Below are 23,665 nucleotides of genomic sequence, written 5' to 3' on the forward strand. Positions count from 1 at the left end.
GACGCTCAACCTCGCTCAGCTTTCGGCCTCAATCCAGCAATCTGACGTCGTCGGGCGCCTGCGGCGACGTCTTGATCGCGATCGCCTTGACCTGGCCGCTGATCGGCTTGGTGCCACCATGCGGCGTGCCCTTGGGGATGATGACGAGGTCGCCCGGCTTCACCGTCACCTCCTTGTCGCCGAGCCAGATCGTCCCTGTGCCATCGAGAATGTACTGGATCTCGTTGGTGTTGGGATGCAGATGCTTTGGCACGTTGCCGACCTGGATCGACACAGTCGAGCCATCCGCGGTCATGAACGTCTTCGAGCGGTATCCAATCTGGTTGGCGGGGCCCAGTGCATCTCCTTCCATCTCGCCGGTATGGATGATCTGCGCGGTGATGTTTTCGGCGGCGAGCGCCGGCCCGAGTAAATAGGTCGCGCCGCATCCGGCGACGAAGGCGGCGGCGATCGACAGCCCGGTAACAAGGCGATTCATGGATGATCGTCCCCATCAGAAATGTTGTTGTGGGCGCATGCCATTTCGCCAAAAGGCTGATGGCCAGTGCACTTGGGCGTCCTTCTCAAGCCAGCCCTGCTGCTCTATGGTGCCGCCAGCCGAATGGAGGAAACCAATGAAGAACACGATTGCCAGGCTAGCCGGCGCCCTGCTTGCGCTGACGCTCAGCACCTCGTTTGCCGCAGCGCAAAGCAAGATCACCGTTGCGGTCGGCGGCGGCGCCTGCCTGTGCTATCTGCCGACGGTGCTGGCCAAGCAGCTTGGCGAGTACGAGAAGGCCGGCCTCAATGTCGATCTGGTCGACCTCAAGGGCGGCTCGGACGCGCTCAAGGCCGTGCTCGGCGGCAGCGCCGACGTCGTTTCCGGCTATTTCGACCATTGCGTCAACCTGGCCGCCAAGAAGCAGGAGCTGCAGGCGTTCGTGGTCTATGACCGCTATCCCGGCCTCGTGCTGGTGGTCGCGCCCTCGCACACCGCGGACATCAAGTCGATCAAGGATCTTGCCGGCAAGAAGGTCGGGGTCAGCGCGCCCGGTTCCTCCACCGATTTCTTCCTGAAATATCTCCTGAAGAAGAACGGGCTCGATCCCGCCGGCACCGCCGTGATTGGCGTCGGCCTCGGTGCGACCGCGGTGGCTGCGATGGAGCAGGGACAGATCGACGCTGCGGTCATGCTCGATCCCTCCGTCACCGTGCTCCAGGGCAGCCATCCGGACCTGCGCATCCTCAGCGACACCCGGACGCAAAAGGACACGCTCGCGACCTTCGGCGGCGAGTATCCGGGCGGCGCACTGTACTCGACGGCGGCGTGGGTCGCTGGCCACGAGAAGGAGGTGCAGGGGCTCACCAACGCGATGCTGGCGACGCTCGCCTGGATCCATTCGCACTCGCCCGAGGAGATCATGGCGAAGATGCCGGAGGAGATGGTCGGCAAGAACAAGGACCTCTACCTCGCGGCCCTGAAGAACACGATCCCGATGTTCTCCGAGACCGGCAAGATGGACCCGAAGGGCGCGGACGCCGTGCTCGCGGTCTTCAGCATCGGCTCGCCGGAGGTGGCGAATGCCAAGATCGACGTCAGCAAGACATTTACGAACAAGTTCGTCGACCAGGCGAAGAAGACCACGGGGAACGCCAAATAACTGACGCGAACGCGCGCTAATCAGGCGTCATGACAGAATCGATCATTCATCGTGTCACGACGCTGGACTTGGCCGTGCAGCCGACCGCCTGGCCGTTCGCCGAGGAGCGGCGCGGTGAGATCGCGGCGCATTTCGCCGAGAAGCAGCGCGAGCGGCCGAGCCTCTGGAATGGCCGCGTCCTGCTCGGGCGCGATCCCGTCTTCACCGATGGCCGTCTCGCGGCGACCTATTTCGAGACGGACTTCGCGAGCTTTCTGGCGTGGCGTGACTGGGGATTTCCCGATCCTGATGTCTTCAACGGTTTCGGCATGGGGGCGTTGCGCGCCTCCGACGGCGCCTTCGTAATGGGTGAGATGGCGCCTCACACGGCCAATTCAGGGCGGATCTATTTCGCGTCGGGCACGCCCGATCTTGACGACGTCAAGGACGGCGCGCTCGACATTCCCGGCAGTGTCATCCGCGAGCTCGAGGAGGAGACCGGCCTCGGTCCGGCGGATTATTCGGCGGAGGCGGACTGGCACTGCGTTGTCACCGGTCGCGCGCTTGCAATGATCCAGATTCTCAACCTGGATATGCCGGGCGAGGCGGCTCGCGCGCGGATCGAAGCCAATCTGGCGCGCCAGGACGAGGCGGAGCTTTCGGCCATCCATCTCGTGCGCGGGATGGACGATCTCAAGCCGGCCATGCCGCGATTTGTCACTGCCTTTATTGCGCAGCAGTTCGCCCCGCGCTGACGCGCGAGGCTTGACATCGTGCGGTCGAGCCCATGTGATGGGCGAAAAGCAAAACAAAAAAATGCAATGCACAATCGTCCAGGGAGGTTTAGATGCGCCTGCGCATGGCTGCCCGCTTGGTACGTGGGCTGTTGATCGCGATTGCAGCGGTGGGCCTGGCGGCTTCGGCCGAGGCTCAGGACAAGAAAATCAAGATCGGCGTGATTTTCGACCTGACCGGCCCGCTTGCGGGCGGCGGCTCCGAGCTCGAATATCTCGGCACCAAGATCATCCTCGACCATTACACCAAGACCGGCGTCGAGGGCTACAAGGTCGAGGCGGTCTACGCCGACGCGCAGAGCAAGCCTGATGTCGCCATCAACGAATCCATCCGCCTGCTGGAGCAGGAGAAGGTCGATCTGGTGCTCGGCTTCTTCTCGTCGGCGCAATGCGTGCCGGTTGCCGCCCGCGTCGAGCAGCTCAAGAAGTTCATGTGGATGACGACCTGCATCTCGTCCGCCGTGGTTGCCGACAAGAACTACAAATACGTCTTCCGCCCGCAAGCGAGCGGCGATCAGTTCGGCACGATGACGATGGATTTCATCGCGCAGAATGCCAAGTCGAAGTTCGGCAAGGAGCCGAGCGACCTGCGTGTCGCCATCATCCACGAGGACGGCGCCTATGGTGTCGACGTCTCCAAGGGCAACGAGGCCGGCGCGAAGAAGGCGGGCTTCAACGTCGTACTGAAGGAAGGCTATTCCGCCACCGCGCCCGATCTGTCGGCGCTGGTGACCAAATTGAAGCGCGCCAAGCCCGATGTCGTCTTCCACACCGGCTATAACCCCGACATCACCCTGCTGCTGCGGCAGGCGCGCGAACAGGGCTTGAAATTCGCGGCTCTCGTCGGCCATGGCGCCGGCTACGGTGTCTATGAGAAGCTGAAAGAAGGCCTCGGCGCCGACGCCAACTACCTCTTCGACACCGATCCGATCTCGATCTGGCTCGCCAACCAGAAGACCATGGATCCGAAGCTTGCGCCCGTCATCAAGATGATCGGCGAAGAGTTCGACAAGATCAGGCCCGGCGTCGCCATTCGCTCCGCTCATGTCGGCATCGGTGCATCCAACACCTACGTCTTCATGGACGACGTGCTGCCGCGCGCCATCAAGAAGTATGGCGGGGTTGATCCCGAGGCGCTACGCAAGGCTGCGCTCGACACCGACATTCCCGAGGGTGGCACCATGCTTGGCTTCGGCGTCAAGTTCTTCGGGGAGGGCACGCCGATGGCCGGTCAGAACGAACGCTCGTTCCCTGTCGTGATCCAGTACATCGACGACAAATCCTCGGTGGTGTGGCCCAAGAGCCAGGCGCAGCGCGAAGCCGTGCTGCCGCTGCCGAAGGGCACCACCTACAGCAACCAGTAGTGCAGGATCTGGAACGAGGAGAGCGGGACGGTGCTGGAGGTCAGCGGGCTCATGAAGCGGTTTGGCGGCTTCACCGCCGTCAACAACGTGTCGTTCAAAGTCGATCAGGGCGAGATCCTCGGCCTGATCGGCCCTAACGGCTCGGGCAAGAGCACGATCTTCAACTTGCTGTCGGGCACGCTGGTGCCGAGCGCCGGATCAATCCTGTTCGATGGCTCGGAGATCGCAGGCCTCGCGCCGCACCGGATCATCAATAGCGGCATCGGCCGTACCTTCCAGATTCCGCGGCCGTTCCGCCGGCTCACGATTTTCGAGAACGTCGCGCTCGCCGGCTTCTATGGCCAGGGTCGCCATAACCGCCTCAAGGCCGAGGAAGCGGCAGCGCGCTCGCTCGCAATGGTGGGCTTGCCGACCGATCGCCATACCGGCGTCGACGGGCTCGGCGCGGCAGGTTTGAAGAAGCTGGAACTTGCAAAAGCGCTCGCGACCGCGCCGAAGCTTCTGCTGGCCGATGAGAGCCTCGGCGGCCTCGACGAGGCCGAGATGAACCAGGCCGCCGACATGCTGCGCAACATCCGCGATGAACTCGGCATCACCATCATCTGGGTCGAGCACATCATGGGCGTGCTCATGCGCGTCGTCGACCGCGTCATGGTGCTCGATCACGGCGAGAAGATCTCGGAAGGGTTGCCGAGCGCGGTCGCCGGCGATCCGCGCGTCATCGAGGTCTATCTCGGCACCGATGCCGAGACCACGCAAGCCGCTGCCGCCGAAGCGCGCCGGCGCGCGGGAGGCCAGTGATGCTGGAGCTTCGCGGCGTCAACGCCGGCTACGGGACGTTCCAGGCGCTGTTCGACGTCCATCTCGACGTCAAGGCCGGCGAGGCCGTGGGCGTCATCGGCCCGAACGGTGCCGGCAAGACCACGCTGATGCGCGTCGTCTCCGGTCTGATCCGTCCCTCGCGCGGTTCGATCTCCATGGAAGGCGCCGACGTTCTGGCGACACCGCCGCACAAGATCGTCAGCCTCGGGGTCGCGCATGTGCCGGAGAACCGACGGCTGTTTCCGCAGCTCTCGGTCGACGACAATCTCAAGATGGGGGCCTTCATGAAGGAGGCGCGCGGTCGCTATGCCGAGCGGCTGGAGGTTGTGTTCGACCTGTTTCCGCGACTGAAGGAGCGCCGCCACCAGCTGGCGGGCACCATGTCCGGCGGCGAGCAGCAGATGTGCGCGATCGGCCGCGCGCTGATGTCGAACCCGAAGCTTCTGCTGCTCGATGAGCCATCGGCGGGGCTGGCGCCGGTCGTGGTGCAGCAGGTGTTCGAGCTCGTCAAGCGGATCCGCGCCAGTGGGCTGACAGTGCTGATCGTCGAGCAGAACGTGCAGCAGGTGCTGCGCGTGGTCGACAGGGCCTATCTGATCGAGGCCGGCACCATCCGCGCCTCGGGCACATCGGCCGAAATGCTGGCGAGCGACACGGTCAAGGAAGCATATCTCGGGGTGTGAGGGGCATATGCAGGCGTTCCTGGATATTTTCGATATTTACCTGTTGGAAGCCGTGATCAACGGCATCCTGCTCGGCGGCGTTCTGGCGCTGCTCGCGCTCGGGCTGAACCTGATTTTCGGCGTCATCGACGTCACCTGGATCTGCTACGCGGAGCTGGTCATGATCGGCATGTACGCCATGTATTTCATGGTCCAGTATTACGGCATCAGCTATTTCATCGCGGCACCGCTCACCATTCTGCTCGTCGCGATGCTCGGTGCGCTGTTGCATTATCTCGTGATCGCGCCGCTGCTCACGGCGCCGCCGATCAACCAGCTGCTCGCGACCGGCGGCGTGTTGTTCGTGCTGCAAAGCTTTGCCACGGTCGCCTTCGGCATCGACTTCCGCAACCTCGGCATCCGCCTGCCGGTGCTCGCCTTCGGCGACATGAATTTCAGTTACGCACGACTGCTGTCGTTCCTCGCGGCGCTGGTTGGCATGGTCGCGGTCTATCTGTTCATGACGCGCACCTTCACGGGCACGGCCATCCGCGCCATCTCGCAGGACCGGCAGATCATGGCGCTGATGGGCGTCGACACCAAACGCATCTATCTCATCACCTCGGCCATCGGCGGCGGGCTGGCCGGTCTCGCCGCCTGCCTGCTGGTGCTGCAATACGATGTGCATCCCTTCGTCGGCCTTTCCTTCGGGCCAATCACCTTCCTGATCTGCGTGCTCGGGGGCCTTGGCAATTTCATCGGCGGCTTCATCGCGGCCTTCGTGTTCGCCGAGATCATATCGCTCGGCGGCCTGTTCTCGGATCTGGAATGGGGCTACGTGCTCGCCTTCGCCTTCTTCATCGTCATGATGTTCATCCGGCCCGCGGGCCTGCTCGCGAGGCGCCGATGACGGGGCAGGGCCGGCTTGTGGCTTGGGGGATCGGACTGGCGGCGCTGATCACGCTGCCCTTCGTCTATCGCGATCCCTATCATCTGCACATTCTGGTGCTGATCCTGATCTGGTCGTTCGCCTATACGTCGTGGTCGATGATGGGGCGGTTCGGCCTGGTCTCGCTCGGGCACGGCGGTTTCATGGGCATCGGCGCCTATGTCACCGCGCTGCTCTGGAACCATCTCGGCGTGTCGCCATGGATCGGCATTCCCGTCAGCATGGTCGCAGCAGGTATGCTGGCGCTGATCGTCGGCTATCCGTGTTTCCGCTTCCGCATCACCGGACACTATTTCGTGCTGGTGACGCTGGCACTGTCGGGCATCGTGCTGCAGGTTATCACGGCGACGCGCGACTATACCGGCGGCTCGCTCGGCTATACGCCGAACCGCGCACCGGGCAACAAGCTGCTGGCGCTGCAGTTCGACGACAAGACCACCTGGTATCTGATCGCGCTTGCGGTCTGGCTGGGCGGCATCGTCGTCTGGCATCTGGTCGATCGCAGCATGAGCCGCTACGCCCTCGAGGCGATCTCGGAGGACGAGGACGCCGCGGCCGCCGCCGGCGTCAATGTCACCGCGGAGAAACTGAAGATCACGCTGATCAGCGCCGTGATGACGGCGCTGGCCGGCGCAATCTATTGCCAGTACCAGATGTTCATCACGCCCGACACGGTGAGCGGCATCGCGGTGTCGCTGCAGATGGTGTTCGCGGCCATCGTCGGCGGTCTGTTCGTCTCGCTGGGTCCGACCGTCGGTGCCGTCATCACCATCCTGCTCGCGGAAACCTTGCGCATCGGCTTCGGCACCAAGGCGGTCGGCTGGGACAATCTGGTCTACGGCGTCCTGCTGGTGCTTTTCATCATATTCCTTCCCAAGGGCATCCTTGGTAGCGTGCTCGACCGATTGAAGCCGCAACGCAAGGTGCCCCGCGCTCATGAGCAAAAAGCCGTCCAAATCGCTCGCCCAGGAACTTGACCGCTACATCACGCCGTTCCGCCATGACGGGTCCGGCAAGTTTCATCTGAAAGACTACAAGACCAACGCGAAAGGCGATCTAGACAAGGACGACGCGCAGGAGCTTCTCGACGCCAACAAGAAGCGTCTCGTCGAGTTCCAGGAAAAGCTCTACGCCCAGGATCGCTGGTCGGTCCTGATCGTGTTCCAGGCCATGGACGCCGGCGGCAAGGACAGCGCGATCAAGGCGATCTTCGAGGGCATCAATCCGCAGGGCTGCGAGGTCTCCGCCTTCAAGGCGCCGAGCAGCAAGGAACTCGATCACGACTTCCTCTGGCGTCACGCGGTCGCGTTGCCGGAACGCGGCCATATCGGCATCTTCAACCGCTCCCATTACGAGGAATGCCTGGTGACGCGCGTGCACCCGGAGATCCTCGCCAAGGAAAAGCTGCCGCCGCGGCTCGTCACCAAGAACATCTGGAGGGACCGGTTCGAGGACATTGCTGCCTGGGAGCGCTATCTCTGCCGCAACGGCACCGTGGTCCTGAAATTCTTCCTCAACCTTTCCAAGGAGGAGCAGCGCAAGCGCTTTCTCGACCGGCTGGAGGAGCCGGCCAAGCAGTGGAAGTTCTCGATGGACGACATCAAGGAGCGCGCGCTTTGGCCACGCTACCAGGCGGTCTATCAGGACATCGTGCGCCACACCGCGACGCCGCATGCGCCCTGGTATGTCGTGCCCGCCGACCACAAATGGTTTGCGCGCGTGGTGATCGGCTCCGTCATCGTCGCGGAACTGGAAAAGCTGGACCTGCGCTTTCCCCGCGCCGACAAGGCTTCGCTGGCCGAGTTCAAGAACGTGCGCGAGGCGCTGGAGCAGGAAGCCAAGGGCAGCAAGAAGCGGGCGAAACCAAAAAGGCGAAAACAACCCCATGCACAGTAGCCGACACGCTGGAACCGACGGCTTGATGCATCATTCGGTTTTTAAGAAAACGAATTGACCCGTCGGGCAAAACACCGGCATAATGTCACCATCGCGACAGGACTCGTAGGGTGGGCAAAGCGAAGCGTGCCCACCAATCGTCTCCGCGGGAAAAGATCGTGGGCACGGCGCAAATGCGCCTTTGCCCACCCTACGGGATCTGCGCCTGCCGTCAGTACCCCCGGCCCCACCAGTAGCAGAAGCGCTCGACATTGGCCGGCAGGCCCGCTTCGTAGTTCGCCCATTTCTCGTATTTCGGCAGCTTCACTTCCTTCATCGCGGTGTCGAAGCATTTGCCGGCATCGGCCGCCTTCTTCACCTCGGTCGAGAGATCCTCCATGTAGGCAATGTCGTCCGCGACATCCTTCTTGGTGCCCAGCCGGCCGCCGGCATAGGGATGGCCGGGGATCATGCGATCCCAGTCCAGCGAAGCCAGCTTCTTCAGCGAAGCGATATATTCCAGCGGCGAGGCATTGTCGGGGATGTTGCGGAACTGGACTGACTCGATCGGCGCGAAGTCGACGACGAAGACGAGCTTCTCCTTCGGCAACCGCATCACCAGCGAATTGTCGGAATGGTTGCGGCCGACATAGTCGAGCTCCAGCGTGGTGCCGCCGAGCGTGATGGTCTTCTTGTCGTCGACCACCTGGTCGGGCATCACGATATCGGCCAGCAGCGCATTCTGCTTCTTCAAGTCGAGCAGCCGCTCTTTGGTGCGGCGATGCGCGATGAAGGTGGCGCCGAGATCCTTGAACGGCTGGCCGCCGGCGATGTGATCGTAATGGTGGTGGCTGTAGATGACGTATTTGATCGGCTTGTCGGTGACGGCCTTGATCGCGTCGATATAGGGTTTTGCCGGACGCAAATAGGAGATCGGATCGGTCGCGATCACGCCCTTCGGCGTCACCACGAACATCGACTGATGGCCGCCATAGCGGAAAATGTAGATGTTGTCGGTGCCGTCGACCTTCCTTGTCGAGGTCTGTGGCGGCGTCTGCGCAAAAGCCGAGCCGGTGACGAGGGCCGCAAGAACGGCGATGCAAGATAATGCTTTCATCTCTGGCTTTCTGAAAAGGGATGGGGCGAAGTGATGGAGTTGATCTCTCACACAAACGCTACGAAGAGGGATTTATTCCGCGCTTCCAGGCGGTCAGTGTGTCGCGGAACAGGTGTGCAAATGTGATCCTTCCGGCCATCGATCCCGCTTGACAGTTTTATGTCACGGGAGGAGCATGCCGGTGGTCGCGATCAAGCGACGCGTAACGTCCACCTCATGAGCAAGGGGAGGTCTATGACTCCACCTCCGCAAATCCAGCCGCGTTAAGTGCGATGGAGCTCGTTCGGACTATCGCATAGCGGCAGAAACCGCGAACGGCACGCCGGGTCAAGGTTTAGTGGGCTGCATCAGCAAGGCATAGCCCCTACCTGCCCGGCGCTGTGCGTTTTGCGCCCGTCGCGCGTCAATTGCTCCCTTTCCAGAAGAGCCCGAGGCCATCAAAGCTGCTTGTCGTGCAGCGTGAGGCATCGCCGCAATTTCCTGCGCTCTCATGAATCGTTTATGGCGCGGTCGATCATGTTTGCGCTGCGGTAAATGCCAAGAGAATGTCGTCTGGTCGGCCAACTTCCGACACAAGACCGGGTCGAATAGCCACGATCCGACATGACGCAGTGCTTCGCGCGGACTCGATTCCGCCGGCGCGTTTCATTTATCTTGGGGAATCCGCGTGTCGCATAAGCTTGTCTCCGCGCTTGTCGCTGCTTTCTTTCTCGTGCTCCCGTCGCTCTCTCCGGCTCGCGCAGAGCAATCTGCGCCCGCCGCCAGAAGTGCGGTAGCCCTGTCGCCTGACGAGGCCCGGCGGGCGCTGGACACGCTCCAGGACGACAAGAAGCGTGCGCAAATGATCGATACGCTGCGCGCGATCGCGAATGTATCCGGCCCGCAGCAAGCCGCCCCGCCGGCGCCCGAGCAGAAGCTGCCGATCCCGCTCTCGGCGGATGGACTCGGCGCACAGCTTCTGCTCTCGGTGTCCGAGGAGATCGGCGAGATCTCGCGCGATGTTGCCGACATGGCGCGAACGCTGACGCATTTTCCAGCGTTCTATTACTGGATCGTGCGGACCGCGAACGACCCTGATGCCTACAATCTCCTGATCGAAATCGCCTGGAAGCTCGCGCTGGTGTTTGCTTGCGCGCTTGCGGCCGAATGGGTCATCGTTCGCCTGATCCGGCGCCCGGTTGGGTTCCTCGAAGCGCGCGTGCCGCAGACCGCGCGGCTGCCGGTGCAGGCGCTGCCCATTGCCGATCCGCCGTCATCGGTCGCTGATGTCACGCCCGCACCCGAACTGCACAAGCGCCGACACAGCCTTGCGCGCGTCTGGCAGGCGCTGCTGCGGCTGCCCTTCGTGCTGGGACGGCTGGTGCTCGAACTGCTTCCGGTGGTCGCTTTCGTCGGTCTTTCGACCGCACTGCTCGGAACGGAGATTGGCGAGCCCGCCACTGCTCGTCTCGTGATCCTCGCAGTCGTCAATGCCTACGCGTTCTCGCGCGGGCTGATTTGCGTCGTCCGCGCTCTGGCCGGGCCGTTCGGCCTGTTTCCGGTGCGCGCCGAGACCGCGGCCTATATCGAGATCTGGGCGCGCCGCATCGTCGGCGTCGCCGTGACAGGCATTGCCTTTGCCAACGTGGCGCTGCTGCTCGGCCTGCACCGCGCCGGTTACGCCGCGCTCATTCGCATGGTGATGCTGGTCGTGCACCTCTTCGTCGTCGTCATCATCCTGCAATGCCGCCGCCAGGTGGCGGACGCCATTCGTGCGCCCGCCGAACGGCAGGGCATTGCGGCACGCCTGCGCAACCGCATTGCCGGCGGCTGGCACTATCTGGCCATCGCGCTCGATCTGGCGCTGTGGGCGGTCTGGGCGCTCAACATCCGCAATGGCTATTCGCTGCTGCTGCAATATTTCGTCGGCACCATCGCAGTCGTGCTGATCACGCGGGTCGCCATCATGGTGACGCTGAGCCTGATCGATCGCGGCTTCCGCATCCGGCCGGACATCCTGCAGCGCTTTCCGGGGCTGGAAATTCGCGCCAATCGCTACCTGCCGCTGTTGCGCAAGATCGTCTCCGGCGTGATTGGCTTCGTCGGCTTCGTCGCCGTGCTCGAGGTCTGGGGTGTCGACGCCATCGTCTGGTTCTATGGCGGCCAGATCGGCAGCCAGTTGGTTTCTGCCCTGGCGACGATCGGTGTCGCCGTCTTCATCGCGGCGGCGATCTGGGAGGCCAGCAACGCGCTACTGGACCGGCAGATCAATTCGCTGTCGCGTGACGGACATTATGCCCGCGCCGCGCGCCTGCGCACGTTCCAGCCGATGCTACGGACGGCGCTGCTGTGCCTGATCGCCACCGTGGTCGGCCTCACGGCGCTGAGCGAAATCGGCGTCAATGTCGCGCCGCTGCTCGCCGGCGCCGGCATTGTCGGCATCGCCATCGGCTTCGGCTCGCAGAAGCTGGTGCAGGATCTCATCACCGGCCTGTTCCTGCTGCTGGAGAACACGGTGCAGGTCGGGGACACCGTCAGCGTGTCCGGATTGTCAGGCGTGGTCGAGAATGTCTCGATCCGCACCATCCGCCTGCGCGCCGGCGACGGCGCCGTGCACATCGTGCCGTTCAGCGCGGTGACCACCATCACCAATGCCAGCCGCGGCGCCGGCAATGCCTCCGTCAGCGTCAACGTCGCCTACAAGGAAGATACCGACCGCGCCGGCCAGATCCTCAAGGACATCGTCGAGGAGATGCGCCGCGAGAGCGAATTCCGTCCCTTGATCCGCGGCGACCTCGAGCTCTGGGGCATCGACAAGGTCGATGGCGCCATGGTGTCGATCGTGGGCCAGATCCGCTGCACCGAGGCCGGCCGCTGGCCGGTCCAGCGCGAGTTCAACCGTCGCATGAAACAGCGCTTCCAGCAAAACGACATCGAGGTCGCATCCGCGACCCAGACTATTTTGATGCATGTCGCGCCGCCCGCCGACGTCGCTGCCAATCTGACGCCACGGCGGGCGGCCGGATAGTCGCACCACGATTTTCCGGCTTGCGTCCACGCATCGGCCAGCGTTCACTCGCCCTCCAGTCCGCTGATGACATGCGGACGACAAGAAGAGTGGGAGAGGGTGATGCGGGGGCTGTGGGCCGGATTGCGCGGTCATGTGATCGTCATTTTCGCGTTGATCGGAGGCGCGGCGTGGACCGGGCCCGGCCACGCCCAGTCGTTTCCCTCGCGCCCCGTCACGCTGGTGGTCCCGTTCGCGGCCGGCGGGCCAACCGATACGCTGGCGCGGATCCTTTCGGAGCGGATCGCGGCCGAGCTGCATGCGACCATCGTGGTCGAGAACGTCGCCGGCGCGTCCGGCAGCATCGCCGGCGCCCGCGTGGCGCGCGCGGCGCCCGACGGCACCACTATCACCATCGGCCATTGGGGCACGCATGTGCTCAACGGTGCGATTCTCAAGCTGCCCTATGATCTGCTCGCCGATTTCGAGCCCGTCGCGCTGGTCGCGATGGGGACGCAGCTGATCGTCGGTCGGAAATCGCTCGAGGCTAATAATCTGACAGAGATGATTGCTTGGCTGAAAGCCAATCCCGGCAAGGCCACCGCGGGCACAGCCGGCGCCGGCACCGGCGCACATGTCGCTGGCGTCTTCTTCAAGGACAAGACCGGCACCGACTTCCAGTTCGTACCCTATCGCGGCGCGGGGCCTGCCATGATCGATCTTGTCGCCGGCCAGATCGACATCATGTTCGATCAGGCCTCGAACTCGCTGCCGCAATACAGGAATGGTGCGATCAAGGCGTTCGCGGTGACCTCGCCGACACGGCTCGCCTCCGCACCTGATATTCCGACCGTCGACGAGGCGGGGCTGCCCGGTCTCTACATCTCCTATTGGCACGGCATCTGGGCACCGAAGAATACGCCGAAGGAGATTGTCACAATGCTCAACGCGGCCATCGTCGCGGCTCTTGCCGCTCCCGGAGTCAAGCAGCGCTTTGCCGAACTGGGCCAGGAGATTCCGCCGGTGGACCAGCAAGCACCCGCGGCCCTCGGCGCCTTCCAGAAAGCCGAGATCGAGAAATGGTGGCCGGTGGTGAAGGCGGCGGATATCAAGGCGGAGTAGGGCTGTCGCTGCGCAACATGCCCTGGTTCTGAGGTTTTCTCGTCATTCCGGAGCGCGCGTCAGCGCGAGCCCGGAATCCATCGCGCGGCCGTCTCTGCGGTCCGATGGATTCCGGGCTCGCGACTTCGTCGCGCCCCGGAATGACGAGCGGAGATGGCCGCAATACCTTCGCACCGCGCGCAACTGCGCGCAGTTCGCAAAAACCTCGCTGCGGTGCGAGATCACAATCACCCCACGTGGCGCTCGGTCCTTGATCTCGCCTGAACGCTGGCCGACAATGCCAGCCCTTCAATAAGAAACTCCCTGGGGGAATTCGTGAATAGACCTGCTCGGGTCAGCGCCCATTCGACATCATCCGATTCCGCGCAAGGCATGACGCTGCTGCGCGACCCCCTGCTCAACAAGGGCACCGCCTTCACGGAAGCCGAGCGCGCCGCGTTCGGCCTGCGCGGTCTGCTGCCGCCCTGCGTGCTGACGATCGAGGCGCAGGTCGAGCGGGTGCTGATCAATCTCCGTTCGTTGCCGACGGATCTCGAGAAATACGTCGCGCTGAATGCGCTGCATGATCGCAACGAGGCGCTGTTCTTCCGCGTGGTCGTCGATAACATCGACGAGATCCAGCCGATCATCTACACGCCGACGGTCGGGCTCGCCTGCCAGAAATACGGCCTGATCTTCCAGCGGCCGCGCGGCATGTTCATCTCCTCGCACGATCGTGGCCAGATCGCCGAAATCCTGCAGAACTGGCCTTATGCGGCCAAGCTCATCGTCGTCACCGACGGCGAGCGCATTTTGGGACTCGGCGACCTCGGTGCCAATGGCATGGGCATTCCGGTCGGAAAGCTCTCGCTCTATTCGGCCTGCGCCGGCGTGCATCCGGAAGCATGCCTGCCTATCGTGCTCGACGTCGGCACCAACAACGAAGAGCTGCTGAGCGATCCCTATTATCTCGGCCTGCGCGAGCGGCGCCTCACCGGCGAGGCCTATGACAGTTTTGTAGACGAGTTCATGACGGCGGCCCGAAAGACCTTTCCGGGCGTGCTGATCCAGTTCGAGGATTTCGCCAACCATTCCGCGTTCAAGCTGCTGCACAAATACCGGGACGAAGCCTGCGTCTTCAACGACGACATCCAGGGCACCGCGGCCGTCGCGCTCGCCGGCCTGTTCTCGGCGCTGAAGCTGAGCGGTGGCAAGCTGACGGATCAGCGCATCCTCTTCCTCGGCGCAGGCGAGGCGGCAACCGGCATCGCCGATCTGGTCGTCTCCGCCATGATGGCGGAGGGTGCAACGGAAGCAGAGGCGCTCCGGCGCAACTGGCTGGTGGATTCCCGCGGCCTGGTCGTCAGCAGCCGCGAAGGGCTGCATGGCCACAAGCTCCGCTATGCCCACACCGACCAGGCGCCGATCGCCGACTTCCTCACCGCGATCAAGACGCTGAAGCCGACGGCGATCATCGGCGTTGCCGCGGTCGGCGGCGCCTTCACGCCCCAGGTGCTCAAGGCGATGGCCGAGCTCAACGAACAGCCGATCGTGTTTGCGCTCTCCAACCCGACCTCGAAGGCCGAATGTTCGGCGGAAGATGCCTATCGCTACACCGAGGGCCGTGCGCTGTTTGCCTGCGGCAGTCCGTATGATCCGGTGAAGCTCAATGGCCGCACCTTCGTGCCGCGCCAGGGCAACAACTCCTACATCTTCCCCGGCGTCGGCCTCGGCGTCATCGCCAGCCGCTCGCGGCTCGTGACCGACGAGATGTTCATGGCAGCGGCGCACACGCTCGCCAATTGCGTCGGCAAGGAGGATCTCGAGCAGGGCAGCCTGTATCCGGCATTGCCGCGCATCCGCGAGGTCTCGGCCCGCATTGCGGCCGCCGTCGCCGATGTCGTCTACCAGCGCGGGCTCGCCGACGGACCGGCGCCCAACGACGTCAAGGCGCTGGTCCAGTCGCAGATGTACGAGCCGAAGTACTGACTGTCACAATTCGAACCGAACTCGCGGAAGCGGCCCCTCACCCCACCCTCTCCCCGTAAGAACGGGGCGAGGGAGTGAGAGAGCGGTGCGCGCCTTACTGGAAGAGCCGAATTGATGTGCTTAACCTCTCCCCGCTCTTTGCGGGGAGAGGTCGGATCGCGAAGAGATCCGGGTGAGGGGCGAGGCACGCTGCCTGCCAGATCAAGAGCCTATCCGACTTGCAAGCGCCGTTCCCCGCCGTCAGGTCAGCCCGGCTATCCCAGTCCGCCGGAATCGCCGTTGTTTGCGGTCGCCCGATGTGCGACGCTCCGTAGCATTACAAGAATCTCAAGCTGTTAGGTAAGCCACCATGGACGATCGTTTGCCCGACCTGGGCGACCTCGAGCACGAGGTCATGCAGATTGTATGGGCCCATGGGCCGGTCACGGCCGAAATCGTGCGCGAGCGTCTGTCGCGGCGTTTGAAGGAATCGACGGTGCGAACGGTGCTGCGTCGCCTCGAAGAAAAAGGCTATGCTCGCCACACGGTTGACGGACGCACCTACGTCTACCACGCCACCGAGGCGCGCGCGCGGGTCGCGGCCAAGGCGGTGCAGCGCATCGTCGACTGGTTCTGCAATGGCTCGATGGAGGAAGTCCTCGTTGGCATGGTGGACAATGCGATGCTCGATCAGCAGCAATTGCGCGCGCTGGCGGACCAGGTGGCCAAGGCGAAGAAGGCGAGGGGAGTAAAAAAAAATGATCGCAGCTCTGGCTGAGGCGGCGTTACGCTCCTTTGCGCTGGGAGGCGTCGTCTGGATCGGTCTCAATCTCTTTCGCGTCCGCAACCCGCATGTCCACATGACGGCGTGGGTGGTCGTGCTGCTGGCATCGCTGGCGATGCCGTTCGTGATGCGCTGGCCGACGCTCACCATCGACCGGCTGCCATTGTCTGTGCCGGTGCCGGATGAAACCTGGCCGGCCGACATCGCCATGCTGGACCGGGCGCAGCCGTCGCTGCCGATCGCATCAGGCGCGGCGATCGCGCCGATGGCAAGGCACGGCATCTCGATCGACTGGTGGATGGTTGCCACCACCGCCTATGCCTGCATCGCCAGCCTGTTGCTGCTGCGGCTCGCCATCGGCCTTTGCCTGACCTGGCGTCTGGTGCGCGCCGCAAAGCCGGTGAAGAGCATGATCGGCGCGGACGTTCGCGTCAGCCGCGATGTCGGCGGCCCCGGGACCTTCGGCTCGACCATTCTGGTGCCGCCGCAGTTTTTCGGCTGGGACGCGAAGAAGCGCCTCGCGGTGCTCGCGCATGAGGGAGCGCATGTCGCCAACAGGGATTTCTATGTCCTGTTGCTGGCCTCGCTCAATCGCGTGGTGTTCTGGTTCAGCCCGTTCTCCTGGTGGCAGTTTGCGCGTCTGGCCGAGCTTGCGGAGATCATCAGCGATGCCCGCGCCATCGAGATGATCGACGACCGGCTGTCCTATGCGGAAATCCTGCTCGACGTCGCGGCGTCCGTGAAGCCGCGCCCGATGGAGCTCGCGATGGCGCAGGCCTCGACCGTGCGCGCGCGCGTCGAGCGCATCATCGCCGCCGCTGCCATGCCCGTGGCCGTCGGCTGGCGCAAGCGGCTGTGGATCGTGGCCGCGATCGTGCCCGTCGTGATCGTGTCGACAGGTATGATTGCGTACCGCACGCCTGATCCGGTGCCCGCAGGTGCCGAGCTCGGCCAGGTGCCCGCCGAGCACTACCATCCGTTCGTCAATTTCTACGCCATGGGCCCGGCCTCGGTGTTCGCGATCTTCCGCGAGGGCGATGCGCTCTATGGGCAGCTCACTGGCCAGCGCAGGCTGCGCTTGACCGTTGCGAGCGACGGCACGGCGTCCTATGCGGCATCGTTCGGCGAGATCACGTTCCCTGTCGATGCGGAGCGGCGCTCGTCCGAGCTGATGCTGCACATGAACGGCCGCGACGTCCGCGCCGTTCGAGTCGCCGAGATGCCGGCGCCGGCCACGGAGCCGGTCTCGCTCGATCAATATGTCGGCTGGTACAAGGTTGCGCCGAACCGCGTGCTCACCATCAGGCGCGACGGCGATCGTCTGCAGCTGCAGGAGACCGGGCAGGGCCGCTCGCCGGTGCTCACTGAGGGCAACGATGCCTTCTCCGTCCATGGCGATCATCTCCTGGTCTTCCTGCGCGATGAGCAGGCGAACGTCGCGCGCGTGCTGGTCCAGAACGCGGCCTCCGGCGCACGCCTGGCGCAGCGGATCGATGCGGCACAGGCTCAGGCGATCGAGGCCGACTTCGCCCGCCGCCTGGCGGAGGTGCCTGACAGGTTCAGGGAGCAGGTCCCGGCAGCAGGCAGCAAGGAGATGATCCTGAAAGGGATCGAGGATCTGCGCCGCGGCACGCCGAACTATGACCGGATGAGCGCGCCGCTCGCTGCCAACATCCACCGCCGGATCGACGAATTGCGTGCCACCTTCGCAGCGCTCGGCGCGGTCGAGTCGATCTTCTTCCGCGGCGTCGGGCCCGGCGGCTACGACATCTACGGCGCCAAGTTCGAGAATGGCACCGCGGAGTTCCGCCTGCTGCTCGAGCCCGACGGCAAGGCCGGCGACGTGATCTTCCGGCCCGACGGCAATGACGAACTCGGCGGCATCGTCTCCTGTTCGGAAGAGGCGAACGTGCGCGGCCGTGCCGGCACGTCGCCGATCAGGATCATGCTCTACAACGAGACCGCGGACGACATCCAGGTCTTCAATCTCGATGCGAACGGCGAGCGCAAGGCGCAGAGCGTCGTCAGGTCCGACATGACCTGGGTGGCGCTGACGACCGTGAACAATCCGTGGGTCGTTGCCGACAAATCAGGGAAATGCGTGGAGATCGTGCTGCCCGGGCGGCAGACGCGCTTCCACAATGTCGAGGCCGCTGATGTCGGGGCCCGGCTAGGGCGTGCCGCGCGTCGTGCCGTTCCGATCGCCAATGGCGAGGCGATGCTGCGGCAATATATCGAGGGCGTCGGCAAGGGGCAGCCCGACTACGAGCATATGACGACCGAGGTCGCCAACGTGACACGTACGCAGCTTCCGTTCGACCAGGCGATCCTGACGCGGCTCGGTGCGCTGCGCGCGGTTTCGTTCCGCGGCGTGACCGCGCTCGACAGCGACATCTACGTCGCCCAGTTCGCCAACGGCTCGGCGGAATGGCGCATCGGCGTCAGGAAGGGGACGATCACCAAGATCGCGCTTGGGCCGAATTTCTAAAGGCGCGGCGTGTGTCTGAATGTTGCTGATGCGCAGGCCGCATCAATCCCGGCTTGCGCAGGTCGGACGCAAGCGTTACGCTACGTAACACTACGGGAGGTAGCCGGCCGTTGGCCCGGGAATTCGGGGCTGCCTTCGCAAGCTGACCGGTTCATGATGTGCATGCTGACGCAACGGGAGCTCGACCTTCTGGTCAGTCTGAAGACCGGCTGGCGGCTGCTTTATCGACGCGAACTCGCGCGGCTGATCAAGGGAGACGTCGAAACCGGCGAGGTGCGCACCGAGACGCACCCGGTGATCTGGCGCGTTATATCGGGCTGATTTTTCGCGGGTCTGTGTCGATTCAGGACAGATGACTGTGGTGGATTCATCACAGCCGGCGCGAAACGATGATGGCCGCAAGGCCGCTTTTGTTCAGACAAGGTTCTGCCCTCATTGCCCACCGAAATTTGGGCGTGTTCGGAGGGCGCATCATGTCTCGCATTGCACGTGCCGAAACGACCCCGACTTCGCCGGCAACCATGTCCCGCTTGCTGCTTGCGGTCATGGGGGCCGCATCGCTCGCCGCCTGCGCGCAATCACCGGTCGGCCGCCAGAAAGCGGACCTTGCCCCGACCAGCAGGCAGGCTGCCATCGAGCGCCCGCACCGCGTGGCGGCGCTGCATCCGCGTCCGATCCACAGGCCGCATCCGTCTCTGGACACAACGAGCGCCAATCCGACGCGATCGCAGGGCGTGGCGAGCTTCTACTCGGACACGGAGACTGCGAGTGGCGAGCGGTTCGACAAGAACGAGCTGACTGCGGCCCATCCCACACTGCCGTTCGGCACCAGGCTGCGCGTCACCGATGTCTCCTCCGGCCGCTTCGTCACCGTCAGGGTCAACGATCGCGGGCCGTTCGTCCGCGGTCGCGTCGTCGACATCTCGCCGTCCGCGGCCGAGGCGCTCGGCATGGTCGACAAGGGCCTCGCCAATGTCAGGCTCGACGTCGTGCAATGAGGCGCGGTTGGTCGGTCATGCGCTTAACCTGGTATTAGCGGCTCTCCCGCACCATGGGCGTCCGGCAATTCGGGGCTTTGGGGGAGACGGGGCTTGAACACGATCCAGTATCTCGAAGATCAGGCGGCGCGCGCCGAGCGACTTGCCAAACGGATCACGGATACGCTGACGATCGAAAAGCTCCTGACCTTCGCCGGCGACCGCCGCCGCGAGATCGAGGTCATCGCCGCCAGACGGCGCGCATAACTCCCGTAAACCATGCAGTGAGCGCATTCGTCCTCGCCGAAAGGCGCGGAACTTCTTCTCGCCTCCGGCGTCATGTCAGTCGTGACCATGGAGGAGGAAATCATGGGCTTTGGACGAGGTGCTTTGCTTTGGTTGCTTGGTGTGCCGCTGCCGGTCATCCTGCTGCTGGCGATCTTCTGGCACCACTGAGATCGTGATGCCGACACGAAAAGCGCCGCGGAAGCGGCGCTTTTTGTTGCCTGCGATTTGAAGCCTATCGCGCGCTCAGCTATGGCTCTCGACGAAATCACTGAGATAGTCCGGCAGCGTCACGCCGTCGATATCGCAGCGTGCCTGGATTTCATCGGCAACATCGGTCGAGATGTCCTTCATCCAGTGCTCGAGCGTGTTGAACGAGATCACCTTGATCGGATCGTTGAAGCAGCCGGCGAAGAGCTCGCGGATCGCTGCATCGAGATCAGTTCGCTCGATACGAATTTCGGTCGCCTCGTCGAGGCGATCGATCACCACGAACAGTGTTTGGTCGGCGCCATAGGGCACGACGGGGGATGATACGCCAGCTTCAAGCATCTGAGACACTCACGTCTTGGCCTGTCCGATCCCCGTTAACGGGAAAATCAGGAAGAAGGTTCCTGCCGGATCGCACGATGCGGATAAGACTGATGTCGCAGGCGGGTAGCGGTGCCAGCCTACAGTTCAGAGATATTCTCTCAACCGCGACAGCTCGAGGACATGCTCGGGCGAGAGGATATCCGTGACCAGCGGCGGCTGTGCCGCCGTGCGGATCTCATAGAGATGCCTTGAAGGCGCAGGCTTTTCCATGAAGGCCGAGATGCAGGCATCGAGCGTGCCCTCGCTCACTTGGTACGGCTCGCGGTCCAGCCGGCGCTGATTTCCCAGTGACGGCCATTTCTGCAGCACGGCGAGCGCGCTGAAATCGACCTTTGTCACCGAAGAGGATGCGTCCCCCATTGTCCCCGCCTCACGCAAAAAGAACCCTGACACGCCAGCCTTGCGTGCCAGGGCCCATGACCCATCGCTGCATCTCAATGCCACGCCGCGACAACGCGGCGGCCGGGAACAGGTTCCCGGCCGATCGCGGGTTAGCTCGCGGCGGCTGCGATCTTGTCCCCTGGGTTCGCATGGCTGGTCTCGGTGCGGCTGACCTCCGGCGGCAGCCCGGCGAAGCGCCGCAGGGCTTGCGCCATTTGCACCCGGCCCTGCACGCCCGTGATCACCACGTCCACCATCACGAAGGACGAGTGGAAATGGCCGTGCGCCTTGAGCTGCTCGACCGGTACGCCGGCGGCCGCCATCGCCTCGGCATAGGCGATGCCCTCGTCGCGCAGCGGATCGAACTCGCAGGTGACGATATAGGCCGGCGGCAGGCCGGCGACCTTGCCGCGCAGCGGCGAGACCCGCGGATCGGTGCGGTCGGCCGGTGAGCAGTACAGGTCCCAGAACCAGTACATCAGCGAGCGCGTCAGGAAGTAGCCGATCGCATTGTCGTTGTAGGAGGGCCGCTCGAAGCTGCTGTCCGTCACCGGACATATCAGCAGCTGGCCTGATATCTCAGGCCCGCCGCGGTCGCGTGCGAGCTGGCAGGTGACAGCGGCGATGTTGCCGCCGGCGCTCCAGCCCGCGACCAGCACCGGCTTCTCGATGCCGCCGAGCTCGGCCAGATGCTCCGAGATCCAGCGGGTCGCCGCATAGCCGTCCTCGACCGCCGCCGGGAAGCGATGCTCCGGCGCGTGGCGATAGCCGACGCTGACGAACATCATGCCGGTCCGCCGGACCATGTCGCGGCAGAACGGCTCGTCCGACTGCTCGTCGCCGAGCACCCAGCCGCCGCCGTGGAAGTAGACCACGACCTGGTGCGGCCCTGATGTTGCCGGCTTGTAGACCCGGTAGGGCAGCGGGCCGTCGGCGCCGGGAAGCGTGCCGTCGACGATTTCGCCGATCAGGCGTCCCGCAGGCCGGCCCTTGTTGAATTCGTTCACGAAGGCGCGCGCGCCTGCCGCTCCCATCGACTCGATCGGCGGCAGGTTGAGCGAGGCCAGCAGGTTCAGCACCAGCCGGACGTCCGGCTGCAGCCGCACCACCTCGCCGTCGTTGCATTGCGCGGCGCCGTTGGGTCCGGCGAGCTTGAAGCCGAGCATGCCGCGGCTGACGACCTCGTCGCAGATGCTGCGATAGGGGCCGACGCCGCCGGTATAGGGCATCAGGCCCTGCACCTTGCCGGGCACGTTGGCGCCGGTGTACCAGGTGTTGGCGAGCCGGTGCAGCGTCAGCATCGAGCAGTCGGCCATGTGCCTGTTCCAGCCGTCCTGCGCCGTCTCGGTCGGCTCGATCGTGGTGAAGCCGGCCTCGCGCAACGCGGCGAGGCGGCCGACGACCCAATCGACATGCTGCTCGATCGAGACCGCCATGTTCGACAGCACCGACGGGCTGCCGGGTCCCGTAATCATGAAGAAGTTCGGGAAGCCTTCGACCGTGAGCCCCAGATAGCTCTGCGGCCCCTGCGCCCAGACGTCGGTCAGGGACTTGCCGCCGCGTCCGGTGATCGGATGCACGGCGCGGATCGCGCCGGTCATGGCGTCGAAGCCGGTGGCGAACACGATCACGTCGACATCGACATTGCGCTTGGAGGTGGTGACACCGCTTGCGGTGATCGCCTTGATCGGCTCCTGGCGCAGATTGACCAGGGTGACGTTCGGCCGGTTGTAGGTCGCGTAATAGTTGGTTTCGAGGCAGGGGCGTTTGGCGCCAAACGGATGATCGTCCGGCATCAAGGCCGCCGCCGTCTCGGGATCCCTGACTGCGGCGCGGATCTTTTCGCGGATCAGGTCCTGGACGAGCTTGTTGCCGTCGGCATCGACCGCCTGGTCGGCCCAGAGCTGCGACAGGATGTGGACGAGGTCGCCGGCCGCCCAGGCGCGCTCGAACCGCTCACGACGCTCGGCATCGCTGAGCTGCCAGCTCACGACGGTCTGCTGCGGATAGGGCACGCCCGCCATCGACTGGCGCGCCTGCTCGCGATAGGCCGCGCGGTCGCTCTGGAAGTAGTCCCTGCGATCGGACGGCGGGGGGCCGTTATGCGCAGGCAACGCGAAATTCGGCGTGCGCTGGAACACGGTCAAATGTGCGGCCTGTTCGGCGATCAGCGGGATCGATTGAATGCCGGACGAACCGGTGCCGATCACGGCGACGCGCTTACCCGCGAGATTGACGCCATCATGCGGCCAGCGTCCGGTGAAATAGACCTCGCCCTTGAAATCCTTGACGCCGTCGATCTCCGGCGGCTTGGGTGCGGAGAGACAGCCTGTCGCCATAATGTAGAAGCGGCAGGATACGGCCGCGCCATTGTCCGTGGTCAGTTGCCAGCGCTCGGCCTTCTCGTCCCATTTGGCTTCGGTGACCTTGGTCTTGAAGCGGATGTCGCGGCGCAGATCGTAGCGATCGGCGACGAAGCCGAGATAGCGCAGGATCTCGGGCTGGGTCGCGTATTTCTCCGACCAGGTCCACGCCTTGTCGAGTTCCGGATCGAAGGTGTAGCTGTAGTCGATCGTCTGGATATCGCAGCGCGCGCCGGGATAGCGGTTCCAGTACCAGGTGCCGCCGACATCGCCGGCTTCCTCGAGACCGATGGCCGAGAGGCCGGCCTTGCGCAGGCGATGGAGCAGATAGAGGCCGGCAAATCCGGCGCCGACCACGGCAACATCGACATGTTGGACGGTTCCGCTCGCCGCCTGGGACTCACGTGCGGCGACCATTGCTTCCGGCATGGTTATTCCTCCCGTGTCTTGTTTTGCCGGCAGGCTAGTCCCGCAGGCTCGGCTTGTCATCAGAGCAAGTGCAATCTTCGGTAGTTCCGTTTGCGGCATCATCGTGG

At 64.1% G+C, this 23,665-nt stretch carries 21 protein-coding genes; 16 read left to right on the plus strand and 5 right to left on the minus strand.

The window, feature by feature from the left end; all coding sequences use genetic code 11:
• Nucleotides 1-28 precede the first annotated feature (28 nt).
• A complete protein-coding gene (locus Q0687_RS30275) occupies nt 29-478 on the minus strand; it encodes a cupin domain-containing protein (protein WP_298885097.1) in 450 nt (149 codons plus the stop codon).
• A gap of 136 nt (nt 479-614) precedes the next feature.
• On the opposite strand from Q0687_RS30275, the gene Q0687_RS30280 reads away from it, so the two are divergent.
• From Q0687_RS30280 to Q0687_RS30315, 8 genes are all read left to right on the plus strand, one after another.
• The gene (locus Q0687_RS30280) at nt 615-1,640 is read left to right on the plus strand and encodes an ABC transporter substrate-binding protein (RefSeq protein WP_298885098.1); all 1,026 of its coding nucleotides are present in this window, start codon (nt 615-617) and stop codon (nt 1,638-1,640) included.
• A 29-nt stretch (nt 1,641-1,669) separates the two neighbouring features.
• Nucleotides 1,670-2,374 carry an NUDIX hydrolase gene (locus Q0687_RS30285; RefSeq protein WP_298885099.1) on the plus strand — a complete coding sequence of 235 codons (705 nt, stop codon included), beginning with the start codon at nt 1,670-1,672 and terminating at the stop codon, nt 2,372-2,374.
• A gap of 92 nt (nt 2,375-2,466) precedes the next feature.
• Complete coding sequence (locus Q0687_RS30290; protein ID WP_298885100.1) at nt 2,467-3,777, plus strand: ABC transporter substrate-binding protein; 1,311 nt, start codon at nt 2,467-2,469, stop codon at nt 3,775-3,777.
• A 30-nt stretch (nt 3,778-3,807) separates the two neighbouring features.
• Nucleotides 3,808-4,578, plus strand: coding sequence for an ABC transporter ATP-binding protein (locus Q0687_RS30295; RefSeq protein WP_298885101.1), 771 nt, complete (start codon nt 3,808-3,810; stop codon nt 4,576-4,578).
• Nucleotides 4,578-5,282, plus strand: a complete 705-nt coding sequence (locus Q0687_RS30300; protein ID WP_298885102.1) for an ABC transporter ATP-binding protein — start codon at nt 4,578-4,580, stop codon at nt 5,280-5,282. The genes Q0687_RS30295 and Q0687_RS30300 overlap by 1 nt, the downstream gene beginning before the upstream one ends.
• Nucleotides 5,283-5,289: 7 nt before the next feature.
• Entirely contained in the window at nt 5,290-6,171 is an 882-nt protein-coding gene (locus Q0687_RS30305) for a branched-chain amino acid ABC transporter permease (protein ID WP_128964792.1), read from the plus strand.
• A complete protein-coding gene (locus tag Q0687_RS30310; protein WP_298885103.1) occupies nt 6,168-7,187 on the plus strand; it encodes a branched-chain amino acid ABC transporter permease in 1,020 nt (339 codons plus the stop codon). The genes Q0687_RS30305 and Q0687_RS30310 overlap by 4 nt, the downstream gene beginning before the upstream one ends.
• A complete protein-coding gene (locus Q0687_RS30315; protein WP_298885104.1) occupies nt 7,147-8,106 on the plus strand; it encodes a polyphosphate kinase 2 family protein in 960 nt (319 codons plus the stop codon). Before Q0687_RS30310 ends, Q0687_RS30315 begins: the two co-directional genes overlap by 41 nt.
• 211 nt (nt 8,107-8,317) lie before the next feature.
• On the opposite strand, the gene Q0687_RS30320 is transcribed toward Q0687_RS30315, so the two are convergent.
• Nucleotides 8,318-9,202 (minus strand): MBL fold metallo-hydrolase, encoded by an 885-nt coding sequence (locus Q0687_RS30320; protein ID WP_298885105.1) that lies wholly within the window; start codon nt 9,200-9,202, stop codon nt 8,318-8,320.
• 667 nt (nt 9,203-9,869) lie between these two features.
• Here Q0687_RS30320 and Q0687_RS30325 point away from each other — a divergent pair.
• The 8 genes from Q0687_RS30325 (at nt 9,870) to Q0687_RS30360 (ending at nt 19,773) form a co-directional block, all read left to right on the plus strand.
• The gene (locus tag Q0687_RS30325) at nt 9,870-12,209 is read left to right on the plus strand and encodes a mechanosensitive ion channel domain-containing protein (RefSeq protein WP_298885106.1); all 2,340 of its coding nucleotides are present in this window, start codon (nt 9,870-9,872) and stop codon (nt 12,207-12,209) included.
• 102 nt (nt 12,210-12,311) lie between these two features.
• The gene (locus tag Q0687_RS30330; protein WP_298885107.1) at nt 12,312-13,310 is read left to right on the plus strand and encodes a tripartite tricarboxylate transporter substrate-binding protein; all 999 of its coding nucleotides are present in this window, start codon (nt 12,312-12,314) and stop codon (nt 13,308-13,310) included.
• A gap of 315 nt (nt 13,311-13,625) precedes the next feature.
• Entirely contained in the window at nt 13,626-15,278 is a 1,653-nt protein-coding gene (locus Q0687_RS30335) for an NAD-dependent malic enzyme (RefSeq protein ID WP_298885108.1), read from the plus strand.
• Between the two features lie 349 nt (nt 15,279-15,627).
• Complete coding sequence (locus Q0687_RS30340) at nt 15,628-16,035, plus strand: BlaI/MecI/CopY family transcriptional regulator (RefSeq protein WP_298885109.1); 408 nt, start codon at nt 15,628-15,630, stop codon at nt 16,033-16,035.
• Nucleotides 16,016-18,529: a M56 family metallopeptidase gene (locus Q0687_RS30345; RefSeq protein WP_298885110.1), complete on the plus strand. Its 2,514-nt coding sequence runs from the start codon at nt 16,016-16,018 to the stop codon at nt 18,527-18,529. Before Q0687_RS30340 ends, Q0687_RS30345 begins: the two co-directional genes overlap by 20 nt.
• A gap of 162 nt (nt 18,530-18,691) precedes the next feature.
• Nucleotides 18,692-18,850 carry a hypothetical protein gene (locus Q0687_RS30350; RefSeq protein ID WP_298885111.1) on the plus strand — a complete coding sequence of 53 codons (159 nt, stop codon included), beginning with the start codon at nt 18,692-18,694 and terminating at the stop codon, nt 18,848-18,850.
• Between the two features lie 152 nt (nt 18,851-19,002).
• Complete coding sequence (locus tag Q0687_RS30355; protein ID WP_298885112.1) at nt 19,003-19,527, plus strand: septal ring lytic transglycosylase RlpA family protein; 525 nt, start codon at nt 19,003-19,005, stop codon at nt 19,525-19,527.
• A 93-nt stretch (nt 19,528-19,620) separates the two neighbouring features.
• The gene (locus Q0687_RS30360) at nt 19,621-19,773 is read left to right on the plus strand and encodes a hypothetical protein (RefSeq protein WP_298885113.1); all 153 of its coding nucleotides are present in this window, start codon (nt 19,621-19,623) and stop codon (nt 19,771-19,773) included.
• Between the two features lie 264 nt (nt 19,774-20,037).
• On the opposite strand, the gene Q0687_RS30365 is transcribed toward Q0687_RS30360, so the two are convergent.
• The 3 genes from Q0687_RS30365 to Q0687_RS30375 all read right to left on the minus strand — a co-directional run bounded on the left by Q0687_RS30365 (nt 20,038) and on the right by Q0687_RS30375 (nt 23,558).
• Nucleotides 20,038-20,343: a hypothetical protein gene (locus Q0687_RS30365; protein WP_298885114.1), complete on the minus strand. Its 306-nt coding sequence runs from the start codon at nt 20,341-20,343 to the stop codon at nt 20,038-20,040.
• A 126-nt stretch (nt 20,344-20,469) separates the two neighbouring features.
• Complete coding sequence (locus Q0687_RS30370; protein ID WP_298885115.1) at nt 20,470-20,745, minus strand: hypothetical protein; 276 nt, start codon at nt 20,743-20,745, stop codon at nt 20,470-20,472.
• 131 nt (nt 20,746-20,876) lie between these two features.
• Nucleotides 20,877-23,558: an alpha/beta hydrolase fold domain-containing protein gene (locus tag Q0687_RS30375; RefSeq protein ID WP_298885116.1), complete on the minus strand. Its 2,682-nt coding sequence runs from the start codon at nt 23,556-23,558 to the stop codon at nt 20,877-20,879.
• Nucleotides 23,559-23,665: the final 107 nt, after the last annotated feature.

Source organism: uncultured Bradyrhizobium sp., assembly GCF_936928535.1.
GTDB lineage: Bacteria > Pseudomonadota > Alphaproteobacteria > Rhizobiales > Xanthobacteraceae > Bradyrhizobium.